Origin of the sequence: Pantoea alfalfae (assembly GCF_019880205.1) — a bacterium.
Taxonomy (GTDB): domain Bacteria; phylum Pseudomonadota; class Gammaproteobacteria; order Enterobacterales; family Enterobacteriaceae; genus Pantoea; species Pantoea alfalfae.
In genome coordinates this window covers 97,305-120,408 of the sequence record NZ_CP082296.1, presented here as the reverse complement: position 1 = coordinate 120,408, position 23,104 = coordinate 97,305, and the positions used below count along the sequence as shown (strand labels likewise).

Annotated in this window: 21 protein-coding genes and 1 pseudogene; 13 read left to right on the top strand and 9 right to left on the bottom strand. The window is 56.6% G+C overall.

The window, feature by feature from the left end; all coding sequences use genetic code 11:
* Positions 1-115: 115 nt before the first annotated feature.
* Positions 116-821 (top strand): annotated as a pseudogene (locus K6R05_RS21405) (Rpn family recombination-promoting nuclease/putative transposase); the annotation flags it as partial.
* 149 nt (positions 822-970) lie between these two features.
* Here the strand turns inward: K6R05_RS21405 and glsB are convergent.
* The 5 genes from glsB to fucO all read right to left on the bottom strand — a co-directional run bounded on the left by glsB (position 971) and on the right by fucO (position 5,274).
* The gene (glsB, locus tag K6R05_RS21400) at positions 971-1,891 is read right to left on the bottom strand and encodes a glutaminase B (RefSeq protein WP_222925824.1); all 921 of its coding nucleotides are present in this window, start codon (positions 1,889-1,891) and stop codon (positions 971-973) included.
* Positions 1,892-1,982: 91 nt separating this feature from the next.
* Positions 1,983-3,182: a CynX/NimT family MFS transporter gene (locus tag K6R05_RS21395; protein WP_161735422.1), complete on the bottom strand. Its 1,200-nt coding sequence runs from the start codon at positions 3,180-3,182 to the stop codon at positions 1,983-1,985.
* A 174-nt stretch (positions 3,183-3,356) separates the two neighbouring features.
* Positions 3,357-3,527 (bottom strand): hypothetical protein, encoded by a 171-nt coding sequence (locus K6R05_RS21390; protein WP_202605013.1) that lies wholly within the window; start codon positions 3,525-3,527, stop codon positions 3,357-3,359.
* 104 nt (positions 3,528-3,631) lie between these two features.
* The gene (locus K6R05_RS21385) at positions 3,632-3,805 is read right to left on the bottom strand and encodes a GhoT/OrtT family toxin (RefSeq protein WP_008924737.1); all 174 of its coding nucleotides are present in this window, start codon (positions 3,803-3,805) and stop codon (positions 3,632-3,634) included.
* Positions 3,806-4,125: 320 nt separating this feature from the next.
* Positions 4,126-5,274 carry a lactaldehyde reductase gene (fucO, locus tag K6R05_RS21380; protein WP_161735424.1) on the bottom strand — a complete coding sequence of 383 codons (1,149 nt, stop codon included), beginning with the start codon at positions 5,272-5,274 and terminating at the stop codon, positions 4,126-4,128.
* Positions 5,275-5,525: 251 nt separating this feature from the next.
* Between fucO and K6R05_RS21375 the strand changes: the two genes are divergently transcribed.
* Positions 5,526-7,169, top strand: a complete 1,644-nt coding sequence (locus tag K6R05_RS21375) for a dihydroxyacetone kinase subunit DhaK (protein WP_222925823.1) — start codon at positions 5,526-5,528, stop codon at positions 7,167-7,169.
* Positions 7,170-7,174: 5 nt separating this feature from the next.
* Here the strand turns inward: K6R05_RS21375 and K6R05_RS21370 are convergent, their stop codons facing one another.
* Positions 7,175-8,053: a LysR family transcriptional regulator gene (locus tag K6R05_RS21370; RefSeq protein WP_222925822.1), complete on the bottom strand. Its 879-nt coding sequence runs from the start codon at positions 8,051-8,053 to the stop codon at positions 7,175-7,177.
* A gap of 244 nt (positions 8,054-8,297) precedes the next feature.
* Between K6R05_RS21370 and K6R05_RS21365 the strand changes: the two genes are divergently transcribed.
* Positions 8,298-8,846, top strand: coding sequence for a YbhB/YbcL family Raf kinase inhibitor-like protein (locus K6R05_RS21365; RefSeq protein ID WP_222925821.1), 549 nt, complete (start codon positions 8,298-8,300; stop codon positions 8,844-8,846).
* 52 nt (positions 8,847-8,898) lie between these two features.
* Here the strand turns inward: K6R05_RS21365 and K6R05_RS21360 are convergent, their stop codons facing one another.
* Positions 8,899-9,765, bottom strand: coding sequence for an alpha/beta fold hydrolase (locus K6R05_RS21360; protein ID WP_222925820.1), 867 nt, complete (start codon positions 9,763-9,765; stop codon positions 8,899-8,901).
* Between the two features lie 177 nt (positions 9,766-9,942).
* Between K6R05_RS21360 and K6R05_RS21355 the strand changes: the two genes are divergently transcribed.
* Positions 9,943-10,530, top strand: a complete 588-nt coding sequence (locus K6R05_RS21355; protein WP_222925819.1) for a CGNR zinc finger domain-containing protein — start codon at positions 9,943-9,945, stop codon at positions 10,528-10,530.
* A 53-nt stretch (positions 10,531-10,583) separates the two neighbouring features.
* Here the strand turns inward: K6R05_RS21355 and proP are convergent, their stop codons facing one another.
* Together proP and K6R05_RS21345 are read right to left on the bottom strand one after the other, a co-directional pair.
* Positions 10,584-12,050 carry a glycine betaine/L-proline transporter ProP gene (proP, locus tag K6R05_RS21350; protein ID WP_095708080.1) on the bottom strand — a complete coding sequence of 489 codons (1,467 nt, stop codon included), beginning with the start codon at positions 12,048-12,050 and terminating at the stop codon, positions 10,584-10,586.
* 295 nt (positions 12,051-12,345) lie between these two features.
* Positions 12,346-13,539 (bottom strand): aminotransferase class I/II-fold pyridoxal phosphate-dependent enzyme, encoded by a 1,194-nt coding sequence (locus tag K6R05_RS21345; RefSeq protein WP_222925818.1) that lies wholly within the window; start codon positions 13,537-13,539, stop codon positions 12,346-12,348.
* Between the two features lie 218 nt (positions 13,540-13,757).
* Here K6R05_RS21345 and K6R05_RS21340 point away from each other — a divergent pair, with 218 nt between their 5' ends.
* The 9 genes from K6R05_RS21340 to K6R05_RS21300 all read left to right on the top strand — a co-directional run bounded on the left by K6R05_RS21340 (position 13,758) and on the right by K6R05_RS21300 (position 23,078).
* Positions 13,758-14,570: a MetQ/NlpA family ABC transporter substrate-binding protein gene (locus K6R05_RS21340; RefSeq protein ID WP_222925817.1), complete on the top strand. Its 813-nt coding sequence runs from the start codon at positions 13,758-13,760 to the stop codon at positions 14,568-14,570.
* Positions 14,567-15,592: a methionine ABC transporter ATP-binding protein gene (locus K6R05_RS21335; protein ID WP_222925816.1), complete on the top strand. Its 1,026-nt coding sequence runs from the start codon at positions 14,567-14,569 to the stop codon at positions 15,590-15,592. The genes K6R05_RS21340 and K6R05_RS21335 overlap by 4 nt, the downstream gene beginning before the upstream one ends.
* Positions 15,585-16,253: a methionine ABC transporter permease gene (locus K6R05_RS21330; RefSeq protein WP_222925815.1), complete on the top strand. Its 669-nt coding sequence runs from the start codon at positions 15,585-15,587 to the stop codon at positions 16,251-16,253. Before K6R05_RS21335 ends, K6R05_RS21330 begins: the two co-directional genes overlap by 8 nt.
* A gap of 3 nt (positions 16,254-16,256) precedes the next feature.
* The gene (locus tag K6R05_RS21325; protein WP_222925814.1) at positions 16,257-18,572 is read left to right on the top strand and encodes a molybdopterin-dependent oxidoreductase; all 2,316 of its coding nucleotides are present in this window, start codon (positions 16,257-16,259) and stop codon (positions 18,570-18,572) included.
* A 130-nt stretch (positions 18,573-18,702) separates the two neighbouring features.
* Entirely contained in the window at positions 18,703-19,722 is a 1,020-nt protein-coding gene (locus tag K6R05_RS21320; RefSeq protein WP_161735443.1) for an isopenicillin N synthase family dioxygenase, read from the top strand.
* Positions 19,723-19,757: 35 nt separating this feature from the next.
* Positions 19,758-20,561: a MetQ/NlpA family ABC transporter substrate-binding protein gene (locus tag K6R05_RS21315; protein WP_033785173.1), complete on the top strand. Its 804-nt coding sequence runs from the start codon at positions 19,758-19,760 to the stop codon at positions 20,559-20,561.
* Positions 20,554-21,342, top strand: a complete 789-nt coding sequence (locus K6R05_RS21310; protein ID WP_161735445.1) for a methionine ABC transporter ATP-binding protein — start codon at positions 20,554-20,556, stop codon at positions 21,340-21,342. Before K6R05_RS21315 ends, K6R05_RS21310 begins: the two co-directional genes overlap by 8 nt.
* Entirely contained in the window at positions 21,330-21,998 is a 669-nt protein-coding gene (locus K6R05_RS21305) for a methionine ABC transporter permease (RefSeq protein ID WP_013196174.1), read from the top strand. Before K6R05_RS21310 ends, K6R05_RS21305 begins: the two co-directional genes overlap by 13 nt.
* A 9-nt stretch (positions 21,999-22,007) precedes the next feature.
* On the top strand, positions 22,008-23,078 hold the full coding sequence (locus tag K6R05_RS21300; protein ID WP_161735449.1) for an iron-containing alcohol dehydrogenase family protein: 1,071 nt from the start codon (positions 22,008-22,010) through the stop codon (positions 23,076-23,078).
* Positions 23,079-23,104: the final 26 nt, after the last annotated feature.

Genomic DNA, 23,104 nt, shown 5'->3' with positions numbered 1-23,104 from the left:
TCATTTCGTTATTTCCATCCGGTCTTTAAACGTTCGTGCGCTACAGGATTTAGCGCCTTTTATCCTGCTGAATCAGCCGTTGTCAGCGCTTCAGGAACAGAAAGGAGTCTGGTCAGTGAAAAAGAACAACAGCACGCACACGCCTCATGATGCGACATTCCGGCAATTTCTGACTCAGCCGGATATTGCCCGGGATTTCCTGGCGCTGCACCTGCCGCCAGAGTTGTGCCAACGCTGTGATCTCAGCACACTGAAGCTGGAGTCGGGGTCGTTTGTCGAGGATGACCTTCGGCAGTACGTTAGCGATGTGCTTTACAGTCGTAAAACTACCGCTGGCAATGGATAGATCCATGTACTCATTGAGCATCAGTCATCACCTGACAAACATATGGCATTTCGGCTGATGCGCTATGCAGTGGCTGCCATGCAGCGCCATCCTGAAGCTGGGCACAAGAGATTGCCGCGGGTAATACCCATACTGTTTTACGTGGGCAGACGCACCCCCTATCCTTATTCGACCCGGTGGCTGGATGAGTTCGACGACCCGTTGCTGGCGGACAGGCTTTACAGCCACAGTTTTCCACTGGTCGATGTCACGACGATTCCTGACGATGAGATCATGCAACACCGCAGCATGGCGGCACTGACCCTGTTGCAGAAACATATCCGGCAACGTGATCTGGCAGAACTGATGGACAAGCTGGTATCCATTTTGATGGCAGGCGATCACTCTTCATCGCAGGTGATAATCATTGGCAAACTGCATTGTGCAGGCGGGCGAAGTCTCAAACGCCAAAACCTTTGTACAGGAGCTGGCACAGATTTCGCGCTAAGAATTTTTTGAGCGCTGATTAACGCTGACGACTCAAATCGCCAGCGTACTGCACTGAAAATATAAAATCAGCTTGCCGGAATCATGGGAACTCCATCGCTTTTCATCACGGCGAGCCTGTTATTTGCGCGCTCAGTATCAAAATATCGAGCGCCCCAGCTTTTCCGTCAGCAATTCCAGCACAGCAGTGCCCGCCAGCGAATTACCTGCGCTGTCCAGCCCGGGTGACCAGACGGCAATGCTCATCTCGCCAGGGATGACGGCAATAATTCCGCCACCTACGCCCGACTTTGCAGGCATCCCAACCCGCCACGCGAATTCGCCTGCGCCATCATACATCCCGCTGGTGATCATCAGTGCGTTAATCTGCCGCGCCTGACGCGGTGTAATCATCTGGCTGCCATCCAGTGTTTTACCCTGATTAGCCAGATAGATGAAGGTGCGCGCCAGTTCAACGCAGTTCATCGACAGTGAGCAATAGTGGAAATAGGTCTGCATGACGCTGGTGACATCATTATCGAAATTACCAAACGACTTCATCAGCCAGGCTATCGCGGCATTGCGGGCAGAATGTTCAAATTCAGAGCGGGCAACGTGGCGATCATAATTGATATCGGGCTGCTGGCTAAGCTGGCGCACAATTTCCAGCATTCGCTGGCGTGGCGCCGTCAGGCGGGTTTCCAGCAGATCGCAAATCACCAGCGCACCGGCATTGATAAACGGATTACGTGGCTTGCCCTGTTCCAGCTCCAGCTGGACCAGTGAATTAAATGGCTGGCCTGATGGCTCTTTGCCAACCCGCTGCCAGATTTCACTGTCGTCATAGCGGGTCAGTGCCACAGTCAGCGATAGCGCTTTGGATATCGACTGAATCGAAAAGCGCGTCTCCGCATCGCCCGCCTGAAAGAGGGTGCCGTCACGCAGGCAAACGGCAATGGCCAGATTGTCGGCCGCAACATCGGCCAGCGCGGGGATATAGTCAGCGACTTTTCCCCGATGGACCAGCGGACGCACCTGATCCAGGACCTCCTGCAGCAGAGCATTATTTAGTTCAGACACGCACTTTTCTCCCGTCGGTTTACGCTGGCCGGCAATGCGTGATGCATTTGCGACCGGCCAGTCATCTGTTATGAGTCGCTGAGCCGCATTTTCAGCTGATGGGTTTTGACTGTGCTGCCAGCGGAGCCAATACCATCTGTAACAGGCTCAGCAGTGCCAGCACACTGAAGGGCAGCGTCCAGTTACCGCTCTGTTCATGGAGCACGCCAAAAAACAGCGGGCCCAGGGCTGCCAGTGCATAGCCCACACATTGCGCCATGCCTGAAAGTTGTGAGGCCTGACGGTGATGTGTGGCGCGCAGATTAAACAGCGAGAGGCAGAGCACCAGTGAAGCCCCGGCACCCAGTCCGGCCAGTGTCAGCCAGATCAACGCCCATTGCGGATTAAGCAGCAGACCTGACATACCGAGGAAAATACCCGAGGAAGCAATGAATGCGGTGAGCCGGGCATCTTTTACCCGCTTCAGCGCAACCATACAGGCCAGATTAGCAACGATTGCAATTGCCTGATACCAGAACAGCAGCCACCCAGCCTGCGCCTGAGTGAAGCCATTATCCTGAGCAAACACGGCAAACCAGTCGATCAGGGTATAAAATGCCAGCGATTGCAGTGCCATAAACAGGGCGATTTGCCAGCCACCGGCTGAGCGCCACGCATGACGATGTGCAACAGGGGCTTCAGCCGACGCTAAAGATGACTGCCGCTGACGTAAAAGCGGCAGCCAGGCGAGCAGCGCAACCAGCCCTGGCAGCGCCCAGACAACCAGTGAGAGTCGCCAGCCCGCCGTTGAGAGCTCGCTCAGCGGCACGGCAATGCCCGACGCGAGGCTGGCAGTAATCGACATGGTGGCGGCATAAAGGCCAATGTATCTGGCGGTATGGGCGGTGAAATCGCGCTTAATCAGGGGCGGCAGCAGTACGTTGGCCGCGGCAATACCTGCGCTCAGCAGCAGCGTTCCGCTCCATAATGCCGCTTCAGCAGGCAACCAGCGCAACAGTGAACCAGCAGTAATCAGGCACAGTGCACTCCACAAACTGCGCTCCAGCCCGACCCGATTTCCCAGCCAGGCGGCAGGCGGGGCGAGCAGGGCAAAAAGCATCAGTGGAATAAAGTTAAACAGGCCTGCTTCGCTGGCGCTGAGGCCAAAGGTCTGGCGGACATCCTGCAGCACCGGCCCGACGGCGGTAATCGGTGCCCGAAGATTTGCTGCGGTGAGCAGCAGGACGAACAAAAAAAAGCTGGCGCTGGAAAACGCAGCGAGGGGTTTAGCTTGCTGTTGTACAGGCATCATGGCAGGGATCATCACATGCAGCAGTGCTGCGGGGGCGTTGGTTGACGTTAACGCTTACGCATCAGAATTGATGTCTGGGCGCTACTTTACTGACCGGTTAGCGGCCTGTAAAGCCTTGTTATATGATGAAATAGCGTAAATGCGATCTCGCCGCCGCGATCGCTGTATGAGTGATTAGTGGAACTCAGGCTCAGGGAAGTGACCACAGTCGTTCTGGCTGGGATTAGATCCGGGCTGGCAGGTCTGCTGACGGGTTTCGGCCGCGGGAACCGTTTTTTCAGCGTGCCACGGGGCACTGCAGGCACTGAGAAGAGAAACCAGAATCATCACACTGAATACGCGCATATCCGCTCCTTATTAACCCTTTTGAGCAAGGTCACGTCGGTGATCGGCGGTTGGCAGGTCAGGGACGTCTTACCTGAGTGTGGTCGCTAAGGGGATAATGTCAATTAAAACAGCGCAAACATCAGCGCAACAGGAAAACTCATCGGCCAGGTGGCACCCACCAGAAAAGCGCTCAGCAGTTTGATGCTCAGCTTATCTTTGGCGATGAAGAAAGTGATTAGCGTCGCGACCAGTGCAACAACGGCATAAAAAATTAGCATACCCTGGTACAGTGTCATTGATATCTCCGCAGTGTCATTATGGTTTTCGCTGCGCATGATGCGGATTTTTGTGATCCAGATCAAGTGAATCAGGGTTAAGCATCTAAAGAAATTATCGGTCAATATGGCTGATTTACGCTCTGACATCGATGATGATAACGGGCGATTTCAGGCTGAAACCGTGGCGGGAAATGTGGGTCGAACCTTTGCTGATGCCGTCATCCTATCTGTACATCCCCTGGCGAACGCTTGCTGACTGACCGTTACCCTGACGTAAAAAAGCCCGCTATGGTGGGCGGGCCAGACATGGCAGTGCATGACTAAACAGCGTACGCGTTTTAACTCTGACGATAGAGTGCCATCACCGCTTCCAGATCCGGGGTACGAGGGTTACCGCCGGTGCAGACATCATCCAGCGCCGCCTGCGCCAGTGCAGGGATATCCGCCTCCTGTAAGCCGACCTCGCGCAGCGAACGCGGAATACCCACATCGCGGCAGAGCTGACGAACTGCAGCGACAGCCGCTTCCCGCGCCTGATCCAGCGTCAGCGTGTCGACCTGTTTCACGCCCATCGCACGGGCAATATCGCGATATTTTTCGCCTGTTGATGGGGCGTTCCATGCCATCACCTGTGGCAGCAGAATGGCGTTCGCCACGCCGTGCGGCACGTTATAAAAAGCGCCCAGGGGATGTGCCATACCATGCACCAGACCGAGTCCGACATTGGAGAAGCCCATACCGGCCACATACTGCCCCAGCGCCATCTGCTCAACAGCAACAATATTTCCCGCCACCGATTCGCGCAGCGACTGGCTGATAATTTCAATGGCTTTGAGGTGCAGCATGTCAGTCAGGGGCCAGGCACCGCGCGTAATGTACCCTTCAATCGCGTGAGTTAGGGCATCAATACCGGTGGCCGCTTTCAGCGAGGCGGGCATGCTCGCCATCATCTCCGCATCAATAATCGCCACTTTTGGAATGTCATGCGGATCGACGCAGACAAACTTGCGACGATTCTCTTCATCGGTAATGACATAGTTAATAGTGACTTCTGCCGCCGTGCCTGCCGTGGTCGGAATTGCGATGATTGGCACGCACGGATGACGGGTTGGGCTAACCCCTTCCAGGCTGCGAACGTCTTCGAATTCAGGGTTGTTGATAATAATGCCGATCGCTTTACTTGTGTCCTGCGGTGAACCACCGCCGATGGCGATGAGGTAGTCAGCACCTGATTCCCTGAACACGGCAACGCCCTGCTGCACTACCCGGATAGTCGGATTCGGAACGACCTCATCAAAGACCGCCCAGGCAAGCTGATGCTGTTCCAGCAGGTCAGTTACCCGCTTCAGCGCACCGGCCGCAACCAGCGCTTTGTCAGTGACAATAAGCGCTTTACGCATCCCGCGACGCTGTACCTCTTCAGGCAAATGACGTAATGCGCCAGCACCAAACCAGGCGGTTTCATTCAGAATCATACGTTGGGTCATCAAAACATCCTCTGTTAAAAATGGTTTTCTACGATCCGTTATCCGCTTTTCAGGTTCTGCGTATAACCTCTCAGTTTCAGGTAAGAACATTTGATAAAAATCAATGAATTAGTAAAAAGTACTGCGCGCAATTCATTCAGGCAGGGCTTTCGTCTGGTGGGTATGCGGTGAGAGGCGGTGGATTATGCCCATCGTCAGTTGTGTGCAACACTTCTTTATTACAAACCTGTCCGTCCATGAGGAATGAAGACATGACCCGATTCGTAATGAATAAAAATGATGAACTCGTCGACAGCGCGCTGGATGGCATGATTTACGCCAGTCCGTGGCGCAATCTGGTGCGGCTGCAGGTCGATCCCCACATTCGCATCGTGATGCGCAGAGACTGGAAAAAACAGCAGGTCGCACTGATCTCCGGTGGCGGTTCCGGCCATGAACCGGCGCACGTCGGTTTTATCGGCAAAGGAATGCTGACGGCGGCCGTCTGTGGCGATGTGTTCGCCTCACCCAGCGTTGATGCGGTTTATAACGCCATCATCAACCTTACCGGTGACGCGGGATGTCTGCTGATTGTGAAAAACTACACCGGCGATCGACTCAACTTTGGGCTGGCGGCTGAAAAAGCCCGCAAGGCAGGATTCAGCGTCAATATGGTGATTGTCGGTGATGATATAGCCTTACCGGACAATCCTCAGCCACGCGGCGTGGCAGGCACGTTGCTGGTGCATAAAGTGGCAGGCTTTGTCGCCGAACGCGGTGATGATCTGACGGCGGTAACGGAGGCCGCAGAGGCTGCCAGTCGTGCTATCGCCACCATGGGGGTAGCGCTTTCCAGCTGTCATCTGCCGGAAGAACAGACCGGCCAGCGGGTGCCCGACGGCAGCGTGGAAATGGGGCTGGGGATTCATGGTGAGCCGGGCGTTGACGTCATGCCGACTCAGAACAGTCAGCAGATTGTGCAGCATTTGCTGGAGAAGGTGATGCCTGGTCCAGACAAGGATCTGCCCTGCGCGCTGCTGGTGAATAACCTTGGCGGGATGTCTGCGCTGGAGATGAGTCTGGTCACACGTGATCTGATTGAGTCGCCGCTGAGCCGGGGAAGCTGTTATCTGATTGGCCCGGCACCGCTGATGACCGCGCTGGACATGAAAGGGTTTTCCGTTACCTGCATGACGCTGACGCCGCTGTTCGAAGCGGCGATCTGCGCCCCGGTTGAAGTGACCGGCTGGGTTCCGGCGGTTAAGATCACATCGCTTCAGCCGGTTAACGCGACCCGAGAGGCGACAGCGCATTCGGTGCAACCCTCAGAAAATCCGGTAGTCGCAGCCTTTGTTAACCGCATTTGTGAAACGCTGATCGCCAGTGAAAGCGAGCTGAATAAACTCGATGCTCAGGTGGGTGATGGTGATACCGGCTCGACCTTTGCTGCTGGCGCGCGTCAGATCCAGCGTGAATGCGCAGATAACCAGCTGCCACTGAATGTTCTGCCCGACCTGCTCGCGGTAACGGGTGAGCGACTGGCCACGGTCATGGGCGGATCCAGCGGCGTGTTGATGGCCATCTTCTTCACCGCCGCGGCGCAGCACCTGTCGGAAGGAGATGACCTGCCGGTCGCCTTACAGCAGGGTCTGGAAAAAATGAAGCAGTATGGTGGGGCTAAACCGGGCGATCGCACACTGATTGATGCGCTCCAGCCCGCTATTGAGGCGCTGGTGGCGGGCAAACCGCTGGCAGCCGCAGCGGTTGCAGCGCAGCAGGGCAGCGATGCAACAGCGAGCATGGGAAAAGCAAAGGCGGGCCGATCATCTTATCTCAACAGCGCGAACCTGAATGGCGTGCCCGATCCCGGTGCGGTTGCCGTCGCCCGCGTTTTTGCGGCATTAAAAACGCTTTAGCTCAATTACGGCGCTAAATGCGTCTGTAAAAAGGCCAGTAACTGGCGGTTTACTTCGCTGCGCTGACGGTGCTGTGGGTAAACCGCATTCAGGGAGAGTGGGGGCGGCTGGCAGCCGTCCAGCACCGTCACCAGTTCACCCCTTTGCAGGTCTGTCTCTACGATAAAAGCGGGAAGCAAGACCAGTCCGAGTCCCGCCAGGGCGGCATCACGCAGCACTTCGCCATTGTTACTCACCATGGGGCCCTGAACCGCCAGCCATTTCGCTTTGCCATTGACCTGCAGTTCCCAGCCATTCAGACCTTCCCGTCCGTAGCGCAGACAGGCGTGTTGCAGCAACTCCTCGGGCTGCTGCGGCGTGCCGGCCCGCTGCAGGTAACCGGGACTGCAGCAGATTACCCGTTTCAATTCACCCAGCGGACGGGCAATCAGCGTGGAATCTGCCAGGGTGCCGATGCGAATCGCCATATCGACGCCTTCGCCAATCACATCAACATAGCGATCCGCCAGCTCAATCTGAAACTGCAGTGCCGGATGATGACTCAGAAACTCCGCAATCAGCGGTGACAGGTGGCTCATGCCAAACGACATCGGCAGATTGATGCGGAAGGTACCGCGCAGCGCCTGCTGCTGCTCCGACACCGCCAGTTCGGCTTCCTGAATCTCATCCAGAATGCGCTGAGCATGCTGCGCAAACAGCAGACCCGCATCCGTCACTGACAGCTTGCGGGTGTTACGTATCAGCAGACGTACGCCTAACGACGCTTCCAGCGCGGCCATGCGGCGACTGACATACTGCTTCGATAACATCAGCTGCTCAGCGGCTGCAGTGAAGTTACCAGCATGTATTACGGCGATGTAAATCCGGAGATCTTCGATCTGCATAGTGTCCACTTATCGGTTACAGTGACGGGGTGTCTGGCGAAAACTCAGCCGCAGGCGTTAACTTATATCGGGTATTGGGTCACAGGGCAACGCGTCAGCACCCTCAGCCAGCGCGACAGGGATCATAGATTTACCGTTCCGTAATGTCTAAACGGGCTGTCAGCCGGGCTAATCGCGTTAAAGCCGTTATAGTAAGCAGGCAGTGATGCAATCCATCCGGAACTAACCTGATAAGGAGTGGCTGGTGAAAAAATTACTCTGCGCAACGGTGCTGGCTGTTTTGCCAATAACCACGCTGGCAGCATCGGTGTTTACGCTGCAATCACAGGATTTCAGCGATAATGCCCTACTGGATAAAAAGTTTGCCGGTGCTAATAAAAGTAATCCTTCCTGCACCGGTGAGAATATCTCTCCCGAACTCAACTGGTCTGCGATTCCGGCGGGCACCCGCAGTCTGGCCCTGCTGATGACCGATCCGGTCGGGGCCAAAGGGCTGGGCGTGACTCATATGGTGGCCTATAACATTCCGGCCAGCCGTTCGTCGTTCGCGCAGGGGGCGCTGACAAAGGGCAAGGACTACACCGGCGGAAAAAATACACCCGGGACACTGCACTATTATGGACCTTGCCCGCCTGCAGGCAGCGGCCTGCATCACTATAACTTTGTGCTGATCGCCACCGATTTGCCGGTGGGTCAGTTGAAAGCAGGGTTAACACAGGCCGAGCTGGTGGCACAGCTGAAAGGCCATGCGCTGGGCGCGGCCAGCACCGTTGGCCGCTTTAGCAATGAATGACCTGCACGTTTGCAGAGGCAGCGCTGAATAGCCTGCCTCTGCGCGCTACGGATCAGTCGCCACTGAACATCTCGCGGATGCGCGACGCAATGTGATGCGTGTGTGTCTCCAGCGCGAAGTGACCGCTGTCCAGCAGCTCGACCACCGCCTGCGGATTATCGCGCTGCCAGGCCAAGGCGCCGGGTGGAATAAAGAAAGGATCGTGTTTGCCCCAGATCACCAGCGTCGGGAGCTGCTGCTGGCGAAAGAATGCCTGAAATTCCGGATAGCGTTTGAGATTGCTGGCGTAATTGAGAAACAGGGCCTGCTGAATATCTTTGTTACCGGGGCGCTCCATCAACAGAGTATCCAGGGTATAGGTTTCCGGTGCGATCTGCTGCGGATCGCTTACCCCATGCAGATACTGCCACTTCACCCCTTCCAGCGTCAGGATAGCGTCACGGATCACCTCACCATTTGCTTCGCTGGGATCGTCCCAGTAGGCGCGAACCGGTGCCCAGGCGTCTCCCAGTCCCTCCAGATAGGCATTACCGTTTTGCGATATCAGTCCGCTGACACGATCCGGGTAGGCCAGCGCCAGCCGCAGACCTGCGGGAGCACCATAGTCGAAAACATACATTGCGTAGCGTTTCAGCCCGAGTGCATCGACAAACGCGGTCAGCGTCTGGCCGAATGCGTCGAAAGTCCATGAATAGTTACGTTCGGCGGGGACGTCAGTAAAACCAAAGCCAGGCAGATCGGGCGCGATGATATGGAACTTATCGGACAGAAGCGGGATGAGATTGCGAAACTGATGAGAAGAGGTGGGAAAACCGTGCAGCAGTAGCAACACCGGCAGTAATGGATCGCCCGCTTCTCGATAGAAAACATTAACGCCGTCGGCCTGCTGATAACGATAAGAAACAGAGTGTGTATTCATGATATTTTCCTGTAACTGGTTAAATGGCATTTATAGGGTTACAAGGGCTTATTATGCAGTGATAATGTAACCTGTCAAATTGATATTTAGTGGTTACATCAGGCCGTCTGTAACTACTCATCTGCTTTTTTATCGGTTACAGTAGCGTCAGAAGATTTCAATAATGAGGGCGACATCATGGCGGAAACGCAATCACACTCCGGCCAGGGGCCGTGGTTTCTGGCCGATCATCCGGCGCTGGATTTTATCAACACCGAAGCTATCGCAGAGGGGCGGCCATACGATTTCTGGCAAAGCGATCAGGATGTTGAAGCCTGGCTGCAACAGGCCGGACTACTAACCGACGGATCTGCGCCGCAGTATGAGCCGGGCGCGCTGGTGCAGGCCGCTCGTCAGTTACGTCAGATTGTTCGTGACGCTGTGCAGCAGCATAAAGCAGGTGAGAATGTGAGTACTGAGGCGCTGAATGTCTGGCTGGGCCAGGCAACGAGTCACCTGCAACTGAGCGTGGAGTCGGGTTCGCTGACTATCCGGCGCGTTTACGCCAGCCAGAACGTGAGGCAACGGCTGGGACAGGTTGCAGAACAGGCTGCAATGCTGCTCACGCAGGAAGATTTCAGCAGAGTCCGTGCCTGTGAACATCCCGACTGCACCCTGTGGTTTTACGATCGCACCAAAGCGCATCGCCGCCGCTGGTGCAGCATGGCGCTGTGTGGCAATCGGGCGAAAGTTGCGCGTTTCAGGGCAGTAAAATCAGGTGGGTAGAGCGTGCGTCTGCCAGATAAAAAAACACCCTGCAGAGCAGGGTGTCAGAAACGTTATTTAGCCGCGGTCGTGGCGGGCTTTTGCCGTTTACGCAGCTTATCGATCAGTCGATGCGCTTCCGCTTTGGTTGCTACCGCAGGCGATGAACCGGTCAGCGGCTGACGCGCCGTTTCCCGCACCGTCAGAATGGTCAGCAGGCCGATCACGCCTGCACCCATCATGTAGTAGGCCGGCATCATGTTGTTTTTGGTGGTATCTACCAGCCACGCGGTAATCAACGGTGTCGTACCGCCGAACAGCGACACCGACAGGTTGAAACCGATAGCCAGTGCGCTGTAACGAATATCCGTGGTAAACAGGGCAGGCAGCGTCGACGGCATGGTGCCGCTGAAGCAGGTATGCAGCACGCCCAGAATCAGCAGGCCGCCAAATACCGCCCACATATTACCGGAGCCAATCAGCATAAAGCTCGGAATGGCAAGCAGGATCAGGCCTACTGCACCAAAGCCAATCACCGGACGACGACCAATGCGATCGGTCCAGCGCCCCCACAGCAGCGTCAGCGGCATCATCACGAACATTGCCACCATCACTAGCAGCAGACCACTCAGCTCTGGCAGACCCAGCACGCCGGTCAGGTAACTCGGCATATAAGAGGTCAGCATGTAGTTAGAGACGTTGAACAGCAAAACCAGACCGATACATTTCAGCATGGGCGCACGATATTTGCTTAGCATCTGCATCAGCGTCAGACGCGGTTTACTCTGTTCCAGCGCTTCCTGCTTTTCCATGTGCTGCTGGAATGCCGGAGTCTCTTCCAGTTTCAGACGGACATAAAGGCCGAACAGACCCAGCGGCGCGGCAATAAAGAACGGCACGCGCCAGCCCCAGGACATCATCGCCTCGTTCGACATCACCGTGGTCATCACCGTGACCAGGCTGGCACCCAGAAGGTAGCCGCCAATGGTACCAAACTCCAGGAAGCTGCCCATAAAGCCACGGCGTTTGTCGGTGGAGTACTCCGCGATAAAGGTCGCTGCGCCACCATATTCACCGCCAGTCGAGAAGCCCTGAATCAGGCGTGCTACCAGCAGCAGAATCGGGGCCATAATCCCGATCGACGAATAGGCCGGGATCAGGCCGATGCAGAATGTCCCGATCGACATCATGATCATCGTCATCGCCAGCACTTTCTGGCGGCCGATGCGGTCACCCAGCGGGCCAAACACCAGGCCGCCAATCGGACGCACGAGGAAGGCCGCCGCAAACGTACCAAAGGTGGCAATCAGCTGCACCGCGTTGTTGGCATCCGGGAAAAAGACTTTGCCGATGATGACGGCAAGATAGCTGTATACGCCAAAGTCGAACCATTCCATCGCGTTACCGAGCGCCGCTGCGCCAACTGCGCGCTTCAGCATGTCGTTATCAATAACGGTAATGTCGTCAACAGTCAGCTCTTTGGGCTTCCTGTTCCAGAAATGTTTCTTTGGGTGTTCAGACGATGTGTTTCTGGTGTCCATATTCTCCTCAGGTACTTCAATGAAGGAGTCTTATAGCTTTCGCAGCCGCAAATAATGTTCAGAAGAAACCGTGGAAATGAAAGCTATAAGAAGCCGAATAATTTTTAAGTGAAGCGGCAGAAACCGCAGCCGGTAAACCTTAGACTACGAATGTAAGGTTTTGCAAGTTTTCAGCCGAAATAACTGGCTTTGCTGACAAAACTAGCACACTGCACTTAATCATGCCTGCTTACGCTCATAAACATTTGGTCATATCCCGCGTTTATGGCTCAGATGCTGTCTGGCTCAGATTTCATCAGCTACGCCTGCGCTCATTAATCAGCTTCAGGCCGTCAATACGATCCAGCGCCTGCAGCAGCTGTTCCGTGCTGGCGGTCAGGCTGATACGGATATAATCCCGCCCGGCGGGGCCAAAGCCGTGACCTGGTGCCACCAGCAGATGACACTCTCGCAGTAACAGGCTGGCGAACTCCTCGCCGGTAAAACCGGGTGGCGCAGGCAGCCAGAGGAAAAAGGTGCCCTGACGAGCGCGCACCGGCCAGTGCATCGCTGCCAGCCTGGCGAGTACCACGCGACGCCGCTGGTGATAAGGATCAGCCAGACGGTTAAGTTGCTCAGCAGAGAGCGACAAGGCGGTGATGGCGGCATCCTGCACCGCACCAGACACCGTGCTGTAGCTGTGAGTATGCAGTTTTTTAAAAGCCGTAATAATCGAGGCGTTTCCCACAGCAAAGCCCACACGCCAGCCTGCCATCAACGCGCTTTTCGACAGGGTGTAAATTTCCACCCCCCACTCTTTGCCATCGGGCTGGGCCAGCAGACTTAGCGGCTGCTCGTCCGGCTCACTGCCTAGCGTAGCGTAGGCGAAGTCATGTATCAGCGGAATAGGGTGCTGGCGGGCGAAAGCCAGCGCGTCGGCGAACAGCGCGGGCGTCGCCAGTGCGCCGGTGGGATTATGGGGATAGTTGAGCATAACCAGACCGGCGCGCGCGGTAATCTCATCCGGCACCTGAGTAAAATCGGGCAGGAAAGCGTTACGCGCCTCCAGCGGGATGCCATAAAAATCGGCACCGGCTTGGCGTGCTGCTGAGCGATAGATTGGATAACAGGGATCGGTGGAGATTAACACCTGGCCCGGGTTGAGCAGGGCGCGTGGAAAGCCGTTGACGCCAATGTGCGCGCCCTGAAACAGCGCAACTTCGGTATCGGGATTGAGCGTGACCCCATAGTGACGCTGGTAAAAGTCAGCGATAGCCTGACGCAGGGCGGGCTTTCCCCAGAAGGAGGGATACTCATGGTTTTCAGGCTGCGCCGCCGCAGCCTGAAAGGAGGCGATGACCGCAGGCGGCGTAGGCTGACGTGGGCTGCCCGATGAGAGATCGATAAGCGGTAACTGCGATGCATCCAGTTCTGCTGCCTGCTTCTCGAGTAAGCTGAAAAGATTCTCTTCCAGCCCTGCGACCAAATCTGAAGCTGCAAACTCCGCCATAACCGTCCCGCAATAAAGAGTGTGAAGCGGAAAAGAATGACACAGCCGCGTTTCATTTCTTTAGCAGAAATAACGCTGAAGATTGCCGCTATCTGGATATTCAGACTGTGGCTATCGTTAGCATAAATAAGCCAAAGTCGGGATCGGTTTTGCCTGTTCCTGATTGTAAGGGCTGTGATTAAATCGATTGCTCTCACAATAATGAATCAGGAAGTACTATGCGCATTACATCACGGGGAATTATTTTTTCACTGACGGCTGTTTCAATTTTTATCTCTGCTGCGCAAGCCGCAGACCAGAAAAAAATACGCATTGGTTTTAATCCGGGTCCCTATAAAGAGCAGTTTGAAAAAGGCGTGGCACCTCTGTTAATTAAGCAGGGCTATACGCTGGAATATAAAGATTTCAGCGATGGCATACAGGTTAATGATGCTGTGCATCGCGGCACGATTGACGCCAATATCATGCAGCATCCGGTCTATCTGAAGTCGGTTAACGATCGGCTTGGCATCGATAACGTCGGTATTGTGCAGGTGCCGACCCCGCCAATGGGACTCTATTCTGAACGCGCAAAAACGCTCACGCAGCCTACGCCAGGCAGCACGGTCTCTGTGCCGAACCAGCCCTCCAATGAGTATCGTGCGGCGCTGCTACTTCAGAGTATCGGCTGGCTGAAAATCAGCCCTGAGAGCGACGCCGCAACCTTCTCGCAGAAAAACATTACGGAGAACCCCTACAAAATCGTGCTGAAAGAGATGGATAACGCCCAGCAGGTGCGCGCACTGCCTGATGTGGATTATGGTGTCATTCAGGGTAACTTCGCGGTCTCCAGTGGCCTGAAACTCAATTCCGCGCTGAAACTGGAGGCACCAACCAGCCAGTTTATTAACGTAGTAACGGTAGCGGGTAAAAATAAGCAGGCTCATTTTGCCCGTGACATTATTGCCGGCTATCACTCGCCGGAATTCAAAGCGTATATCACCGGTAATGCGCAATATGCGGGCTATCTGTTGCCAGACTATTTCAAATGAGTCAGGCGGCTATCGCGTTTCACCAGGCCAGCAAAACCTTTGCACGTAATGGGACAGAAGTGCAGGCGCTGCAGGATATTAATCTGCGCATCAACCAGGGCGATATTTTTGGCGTTATCGGCACCAGTGGTGCCGGAAAAAGCACGCTGCTGCGCCTGATTAATCATCTGGAAACGCCGACGACCGGCACGGTAGAGGTGCAGGGTGAAGCGTTACAGGGGATCAGCAAAAAGCGGTTAATTGAAGTCAAAAAGCAGATTGGGATGATCTTTCAGCACTTTAATCTGCTCAATGCCCGCACCGTATTTCACAACGTGGCCATCCCGCTGATATTGCAGGGGCGGAGTAAAGATTTTATTGCCACCCGCGTGGCGGAACTGCTGGCGTTTGTGAACTTCAGCGACAAAGCCCACAGCTACCCGGACGAACTCTCTGGCGGTCAGAAACAGCGCGTCGGGATTGCCCGTGCGCTGGCGACCAACCCTGCCATTCTGCTGTGCGATGAGGCGACGTCGGCGCTGGATCCCCAGACCACGGTACAGATTCTGCTGCTGTTGCAGGAAATCAATCAGCGTTATGGCATCACCATTGTGCTGATCACCCACGAGATGTCAGTGGTGCAGAAAATCTGCAACCGGATGGCGGTAATGGCCCACGGGCGCATTGTTGAACAGGGCGATGTCCTGACGCTGTTCGCCGAACCGCAGCAGGCGGTGAGCGCCAGCTTTGTGCAGTCGGTCATTCACGATCGCCTGCCACAGCAGACGCTTGAATTGCTCAGCGAGCATCCGGCAGCCGACGCGTTACGGCTGGAGTTTGTCGGCAGCACGGCACAGCAGCCGGTGATCAATCAGCTGATCCGCAACTATGAGGTGGAGGTGAATATTCTGTTCGCCAGCATGACGGAGGTGCAGCGCACCATTCTGGGTTTCATGATTGTGCAGATCAAAGGCGAACCCGCGCAGCGCGAGGCGGCGATTCAGTTTCTCACCGCGACCGGAGTAAAAATCAGTGATGTCTGAACTCTTTGAAACGGCTGTAACCGGCGATCAGTTCCTGACGGCGATGCAGGACACGCTGATTATGGTGGGGCTGTCGCTGGGCTTTGGTTCGCTGCTGGGGCTGCCGCTTGGCATTATTCTGGTGGTCTGCCGTCCGGGCGGGATACAGCCCCAGCGTCTGGTGCATCAGCTATTGAACCCTGTCGTGAATATCATCCGTTCGCTGCCGTTCATTATTCTGCTGATTACTATCCTGCCGCTGACGCGCCTGCTGGTGAACACCACGATTGGCACGGCGGGGGCCATTGTACCGCTGGTGATCTTTATTGCGCCTTATATCTCGCGGCTGGTGGAAAGCGCGTTGCTGGAGGTCGACGAAGGCATTCTGGAGTCAGCCAACGCGATGGGGGCTACTACGCTGCAGACCATCTGGTATTTCATGCTGCCGGAAGCGGCTTCCTCGCTGGTGCTGGCCCTGACCACTGCCACCATCGGACTGCTGGGCGCCACGGCGATGGCGGGCACGGTGGGTGGCGGCGGCATTGGCGACCTCGCCATTACTTACGGTTATCAGCGCTTTGACGCCTTTGCCACGATTTCCACTGCGCTGGTTCTCATTGTGATTGTCCAGCTTCTGCAAACCCTGGGTACGCGTATTTCACGTCGTATCCGACGCGAGTAAACCATGAAGAAGAATGATTTAGCGGTAATGCACTGGGGCACCTATCACGTCACCACCGACGGTGACACGCTGACGTCGGTCAGGCCGGTGGCGTGGGACCGTAATCCGTCCGCTATCGGTCAGTCGCTGCCGGGCGCGGTGCAGAGTGAAACCCGGGTCAGAAATCCGGCTGTCAGGCTCGGCTATCTGCAGAACAGAAGCGCTTCACGCAGCGGACGCGGTAAAGAGCCGTTTGTCGAGGTGAGCTGGGAAGTGGCGCTGCAACTGGTGGCTGAAGAGCTGGCGCGGGTGAAAACCGGGCACGGCAATGAAGCGATCTATGCCGGTTCATATGGCTGGTCCAGCGCCGGACGATTTCATCATGCCCAGAGCCAGCTGCACCGCTTCTTTAACCACTACGGCGGCTACACCGCCAGCACCAATACCTACAGCATTGCGGCCGGTGAACGCACGCTGCCGCACATCATCGGTAATCTGGATGAGTTACAACGTCACCATACTCACTGGCCGGTACTGGCGGAGCATTGTGAGCTGTTTGTGGCGATTGGCGGATTGCCGCTGCGCAATGCGCAGGTCAATGGCGGTGGGGCTAACGATCATGCGCTGGCTCACTGGCTGACCACACTGCGGCAGAATGGCACCCGCTTTATTAACATCAGTCCGGTCAGAAACGATCTCGCCGGGGTGGCCGATGCGGAGTGGCTGGCGATAAAGCCCGGCTCCGATACGGCGTTACTACTGGCCATCGGGCAGGTATTGATTGCGGAATCCCTGTATGACGCGGCCTTTGTGGCGCGCTACACCGTAGGCTTCGATATCTATGCGGCGTATCTGTTGGGTGAACACGATGGCATCGCCAAAACGCCCGAATGGGCTGCGTCACTAACCGGGCTGGCAGCCGATCAGATTCGCGGATTAGCACGGCAGATGGCGGCTCACAAAACGATGGTCAATATTGCCTGGTCAGTGCAGCGTGCGCGGCAGGGCGAGCAGGCGTTCTGGGCCACTGTCGCCACCACTGCGCTACTGGGGCAGATTGGCACGCCCGGCGGCGGGCTGGGGTTTGGTTACGCCTCAACCAATCTGGCGGGTGCCGCCCGGCGACAGTTCTCTGGCCCCCGGCTGCCTGCCGGCCATAATGCCGTACAGCAGACTATACCGGTGGCACGTATCGCTGACATGCTGCTTAATCCCGGCGGTCTCTACGCGTTTGACGGCCAGCAGCGAACCTATCCCGACATCCGGCTGGTCTACTGGGCTGGCGGCAACGTCTTCCATCATCATCAGGATATCAACAAGCTGATACGCGCATGGCAGCAGCCGGACACCGTGATTGTGCATGAGCAGTTCTGGACGGCGCAGGCCAGATTTGCCGATATCGTCCTGCCCGCCACCACTTCGCTGGAGCGCGAGGATATCGGCAGCGCCAGCAACGACGGCTTTATTATTGCCATGCCGCAGCATCTGCCGCCGTTTGGGGCGGCAAAATCGGATTACGCCATCTTTGCTGAGCTGGCGCAGCGGCTCGGTTTTGCTGATGCCTTTACTCAGGGACGCGGTGAGCGCCAGTGGCTTGAAGCCATTTACGCAGACTCCCGGCCACGCGCAGCGGCGCAGGGCATCGAACTGCCGCCCTTTGAGGCCTTCTGGTCACAGGGCGTGGTGGAATATCCCGCGCCTGACACACCACAGATCCTCCTTAAAGCGTTTCGCGATAACCCGGAGTCGGCCCCGCTCAGCACGGTATCGGGAAAAATCGAACTCTTTTCGCAGCGGGTGGCTGACTTTGGCTATGAAGAAGCGCCCGGCTTTGCCTTCTGGTATCCGCCGGAATATCAGGCTCAGCAGCAGGAGAAGCAGCAGTGGCCGTTGCATCTGCTCTCCAGCCAGCCGCGAACCCGGCTGCACAGCCAGTACGATCATGGCCGGGTCAGCCGGGCCACCAAAATTGCCGGGCGCGAGCCGCTCTGGATGCACCCTGAGGATGCGGCTGCGCGTGGCATTGAGGAGAACAGCATCGTGAAAGTGTTTAACGGACGCGGCGCGCTGCTGGCGGGCGTTCATCTGACACAGGATATCCTGCCGGGGGTGGTGCAGATGTCGACCGGGGCCTGGTATGACCCGCTGGAACAGCAGGAGGGCAAGCCGCTGGATAAACATGGCAACCCTAATGTGCTGACCCAGGATCGCGGCAGTTCACGACTGGGCCAGGGGTGCAGCGCGCAGACCTGTTTTGTAGAGATTGCGCTTTACCACGAGACCCTGCCTGAAATCACAGCGTGGTCGCCACCGGAATTTGTGATCCCGACCACAGAGTAATCTGCGGGCGGGGACTTAAGGGGCGGTGGGATATTCCCATCCGCCGCATATCCATAGCAGGATTAGTTGGTAGTTAACGCATAACTGAAATGGCAAGGTAAAACGATTCTATGCCAACAGAGTGTTAATCATGAGTGCGTTAACCCCATCAGAATTGCCGGTCATTGATTTCGCATTATTGTCAGGTCATCAACAGCAGCAGCGACAGGTTCTGGAAAAATTAAGCCAGGCCGCGCGTGATGTCGGTTTCTTCTACTTAATTAATCACGGTATCGACCGTGAATTACTGGATGAGGTTCAGCGGGTCGCACGGACGTTTTTTGCTCTGCCGCAGGCGGACAAAACGGCGGTCGCGATGGCCAACTCACCGCATTTTCGTGGTTACAACCTGGCGGGCGTGGAAATCACCCGCAGCCAGCCCGATTATCGTGAGCAGTTCGATATTGGCGCAGAGCGCGAAGCGCTGCCCGTCACCGCCGATTCCCCGACCTGGCAACGCATGCAGGGGCCGAACCAGTGGCCTGAAGCCTTGCCTGAATTGCAGACGGTGGTGACCCGCTGGCAGCAGCAGATGACTGCCGTGGCGCTGGAGCTGCTGCGCGCCTTTGCCGAAGCGCTGAACCTGCCACGTAACGCCTTCGATAACCTTTACGGCGACTATCCCAACGAACACATCAAACTGATCCGCTATCCGGGCCGCACCGAGGGTGAATCACGCCAGGGTGTAGGTGCACACAAGGATTCGGGTTTCCTGACCATGTTATTACAGGACGACCAGCCGGGCTTGCAGGTTGAAGTGACGCCGGGCAACTGGATTGATGCCTCACCTTTGCCGGGCGCGTTTGTGGTCAACATTGGCGAACTGCTGGAGCTGGCGACCAACGGCTATCTGCGCGCGACGGTACACCGCGTGGTGTCGCCGCAGCAGAACAATGAGCGCTTATCCATCGCCTTCTTCCTTGGCGCACAGCTCGACGCCGTCGTGCCAATCTATCAGCTTCCCCCGCAGCTGGCTGAGCTGGCGCAGGGACCGAGCAGCGATCCGCTTAACCCGCTCCTGCGAGAAGTTGGCTGGAATTACCTTAAAGGCCGGCTGCGTTCGCATCCGGAAGTTGCCCAGCGTTTCTATCCCGAACACAACACCCACTAAAAACTACGACTGATAACGATAAGAGATAAATGATGATGATTAAAAAGCGCTTTCTGGTTCTGGCTGGTCTTTCACTGCTGATTGCTCAAAGTTTACAGGCGGCACCGCTGCGCGTGGCGGCCGATCCGCTGCCGCATGCGGAAATCCTTGAGTATGTCAAAACTCTGGATCCGAAACTGGATATCAAAATTGTTGAGCTGAGCGGGGGCGTGAATGCCAATGAACTGCTGGCATCCGGGGATGTCGATGCCAACTACTTCCAGCATCTGCCTTATTTAAAAGATCAGGAGAAAGCGCTGGGAAAAACCTTTGCCGTGGTCGCCAGTGTGCATATTGAGCCGCTGGGGATCTACTCGCGTAAGGTGAAATCGCTGGCAGCGTTGCCAGAGGGCGCAAGCATTGCCGTGCCGAACAACACCACCAACCTGAGCCGCGCACTCTGGCTGTTGCAGGACAAAGGGGTGATTAAACTTAACGCGCAGGGCGAGGCGGGTTCGACGCTGGTGACGCCGAAAGATATCAGTGAAAACCCGAAGAAAATTAAAATTGTTGAGATCGAATCACCGCAGCTGCCACGGTCACTGGATGACGTTGATGCCGCCATTATCAACGGCAACTATGCCCTGGAAGCGGGTCTGAATCCGGCAAAAGATGCGCTGGGGCTGGAGTCCGCGGCGCATAACCCTTACGCCAACCTGCTGGTGACCACGCCTGAACTGGCGAAAGATCCGCGAGTGATTCAGCTGGCGAAAGATCTGCGCTCGCCGCAGGTGGCAGAGTTCATCCGTAAAACCTATCAGGGCTCTGTGATTCCGGTTGCGGACCAGCAGCATGATTAAGCTCAGTCATCTCAGCAAACACTACGCTGGCGCACCTGCGCCAGCGTTAGACGATATCTCTCTGACCATCGAAGAGGGCACCATCTTTGGTATCCTGGGCCGGAGCGGGGCGGGCAAAAGTACGCTGCTGCGCTGCCTGAACCGGCTGGAGAGTCCTTCCAGCGGGCGGATTGAGATAGATGGTCAGGATCTCGCCACATTGAGCCTGGCGCAGCTGCGTCAGCAGCGCCAGCAGATGGGGATGATCTTCCAGCACTTCAATCTGCTGCATTCCCGTAACGTGCAGGACAATGTCGATCTGGCGCTGGAGATTGCGGGTGTGCCTAAGGCGGCGCGCCGCCAGCGGGTCACCTCGCTGCTGAAACTGGTGGGGCTGGAGTCCTTTGCGGCCGCCTGGCCGTCGCAGCTCTCAGGTGGACAGAAACAGCGCGTCGGCATTGCCCGCGCGCTGGCCGCCCGACCGCGTTATCTGCTGTGCGATGAGGCGACCAGCGCGCTGGACCCCGAAACCACCACCTCGATTCTCGATCTGCTGGCCGATATTCAGCAGCAGCTCAATATCACAGTTGTGTTGATTACCCATGAAATGGCGGTAGTAAAGCGTATCTGTGACGGTGCGGCGCTGCTGGAGAATGGCCAGCTGGTCGAGAGCGGAACGCTGAGCCAGATTATGGGACGCGAAGAGGGACGCCTGCGCAAAATGCTGCTGAAGGATGGCGAAGCGGACCGGGCGTTTATTGAAAAATATCAGCGAGAGGCATTAACCCGATGCGTAGCATGAGTAGCGATCGGTTTCAGGAACTGCTGTTGAACGCCACAGGCGAAACGTTATATATGGTGCTGCTGGCGGCACTCTTTACGGTAGCGATAGGTTTACCGGTGGGCGTGCTGCTGTTCCTGACCCGTCCCCAGGGCATTCTGCCTAACCGCGCGATTTCACTACTGCTCAATGCGCTGGTCAATACTGGGCGCGCGCTGCCGTTTGTGGTGCTGCTAATCGCACTGATCCCTTTTACCCGCCTGCTGGTCGGCACCACGCTCGGCAGTACCGCCGCGATTGTCCCGATTACGCTGGGCGCCTTTCCCTTTTTTGCCCGCATCGTGGAGAACGCGCTGGATGAGGTCGATCGCGGCCGCATTGAGGCGGTAGTCTCAATGGGCGGCACGTTGTGGCATATCGTCAGCCGCGTATTGCTGCCGGAAGCACTCCCTGCGCTGGTGGCGGGCATTACCCTGACTATTGTGATGCTGATTGGCTTCTCGGCGATGGCGGGTGTGGTCGGCGGCGGCGGACTAGGCGATCTGGCGATTCGCTACGGCTATCAGCGCTTCGATAACCAGATCATGGCGGCCACCATTGTGGTGCTGCTGGCGCTGGTGATGCTGATTCAGAAACTCGGTGACCGCCTGGTGCGTTCGCTGGCTTATCGGCGTTAAGGGGCAGCGATGTTTCGTGTAATGTCGCCAAAAGGCTATCTGCAACGGCCAGGACTCCGGTCTGAAGTGGGTGAGATTATCCGGCCGCTGACCTCGCATATACATATCCTCACCTCGCCGCACGCCTGGCAGGCGGTGAATCCGGCACTGACCATCAGCCTGGAACAGGCAGGCATTCGCTGGCAGCTCGACATGCTGACCGGTGAATGCACCGATGCGGCGATAGCTTCACTGCAACAGCGGGTGCAGACGCACGGAGCCACCCTGATTCTGGCCGTCGGGGGCGGGCGGGTGCTGGACTGTGCCAAAGCGGTCAATGATGCCCTGCCGGATGTGCGGCTGGTCAACTTCGCTACGCTGGCTGCCACCTGCGCAGCCTGGTCTCCGCTGGCAATTATTTATAACAAGCAGGGCGGGCATCTTCGCAGTCAGCCACTTAACGCCATGCCGGAATGGATTCTGGTGGACAGTGAAGTGATTGCCCATAGCGACGTCCGCTACCTGCGATCCGGTATTGTGGACGCGCTGGCGAAATGGTTTGAGTTTGAACCTTATCAGCGACAGACGCCGCACCGGATGGCGCTGGATCTTAAAGTCGCCGCCGCCTGGCAGGCGGTGACGGTGCTGAGACAGTGGGGTGAAACGGCGGTGGCCGATAACCTAGCGCAACAGGTCACCCCGGCGCTGGAGAAGGTGATTGAAGCCAATATTGTACTGGCAGGGCTGGCGAACAGTATTCAGGACGCAATGGCGACGCCCGGCTTTGCCCATGTTATCCACGACCGTCTGACGCACCAGCCAGAACTGCATCACTGGCTGCACGGCGAAAAGGTCGGTTTCAGCCTGCTGATCCAGTCCTGGATTGAACAGCAGGGCAAACAGGTCGAGCCGGAACTGCTGTCGCTGCTGCGCCGTTTCCACTCGCCCCTGACGCTACCTGCGGCTATCGACGCCGACACCGTGCATCAAATCGCGCAGCAAATCCACTTTCCCGCCGCCAGCCTGGCGCATCTTCCCTTTACGTTTGACCCTCATCAACTGGAGAAGGCTCTGCTGGCGACGGCCGCGTTTAAACCGTAAATGCGGTGAGTCAGAAGAACAGACGT

Bases quoted from the DNA above. Each gene is read 5' to 3' on its own strand.
- K6R05_RS21340 (WP_222925817.1), top strand. From the start codon at position 13,758: ATGCGCATTACATCACGGGGAATTATTTTTTCACTGACGGCTGTTTCA.
- K6R05_RS21385 (WP_008924737.1), bottom strand. From the start codon at position 3,805: ATGACACTGTACCAGGGTATGCTAATTTTTTATGCCGTTGTTGCACTG.
- fucO (WP_161735424.1), bottom strand. From the start codon at position 5,274: ATGACCCAACGTATGATTCTGAATGAAACCGCCTGGTTTGGTGCTGGC.
- K6R05_RS21375 (WP_222925823.1), top strand. From the start codon at position 5,526: ATGACCCGATTCGTAATGAATAAAAATGATGAACTCGTCGACAGCGCG.
- K6R05_RS21320 (WP_161735443.1), top strand. From the start codon at position 18,703: ATGAGTGCGTTAACCCCATCAGAATTGCCGGTCATTGATTTCGCATTA.
- K6R05_RS21395 (WP_161735422.1), bottom strand. From the start codon at position 3,182: ATGATGCCTGTACAACAGCAAGCTAAACCCCTCGCTGCGTTTTCCAGC.
- K6R05_RS21370 (WP_222925822.1), bottom strand. From the start codon at position 8,053: ATGCAGATCGAAGATCTCCGGATTTACATCGCCGTAATACATGCTGGT.
- K6R05_RS21305 (WP_013196174.1), top strand. From the start codon at position 21,330: ATGCGTAGCATGAGTAGCGATCGGTTTCAGGAACTGCTGTTGAACGCC.
- K6R05_RS21355 (WP_222925819.1), top strand. From the start codon at position 9,943: ATGGCGGAAACGCAATCACACTCCGGCCAGGGGCCGTGGTTTCTGGCC.
- proP (WP_095708080.1), bottom strand. From the start codon at position 12,050: ATGGACACCAGAAACACATCGTCTGAACACCCAAAGAAACATTTCTGG.
- K6R05_RS21345 (WP_222925818.1), bottom strand. From the start codon at position 13,539: ATGGCGGAGTTTGCAGCTTCAGATTTGGTCGCAGGGCTGGAAGAGAAT.
- K6R05_RS21330 (WP_222925815.1), top strand. From the start codon at position 15,585: ATGTCTGAACTCTTTGAAACGGCTGTAACCGGCGATCAGTTCCTGACG.
- K6R05_RS21325 (WP_222925814.1), top strand. From the start codon at position 16,257: ATGAAGAAGAATGATTTAGCGGTAATGCACTGGGGCACCTATCACGTC.
- K6R05_RS21310 (WP_161735445.1), top strand. From the start codon at position 20,554: ATGATTAAGCTCAGTCATCTCAGCAAACACTACGCTGGCGCACCTGCG.
- K6R05_RS21360 (WP_222925820.1), bottom strand. From the start codon at position 9,765: ATGAATACACACTCTGTTTCTTATCGTTATCAGCAGGCCGACGGCGTT.
- K6R05_RS21390 (WP_202605013.1), bottom strand. From the start codon at position 3,527: ATGCGCGTATTCAGTGTGATGATTCTGGTTTCTCTTCTCAGTGCCTGC.
- K6R05_RS21315 (WP_033785173.1), top strand. From the start codon at position 19,758: ATGATTAAAAAGCGCTTTCTGGTTCTGGCTGGTCTTTCACTGCTGATT.
- K6R05_RS21300 (WP_161735449.1), top strand. From the start codon at position 22,008: ATGTTTCGTGTAATGTCGCCAAAAGGCTATCTGCAACGGCCAGGACTC.
- K6R05_RS21335 (WP_222925816.1), top strand. From the start codon at position 14,567: ATGAGTCAGGCGGCTATCGCGTTTCACCAGGCCAGCAAAACCTTTGCA.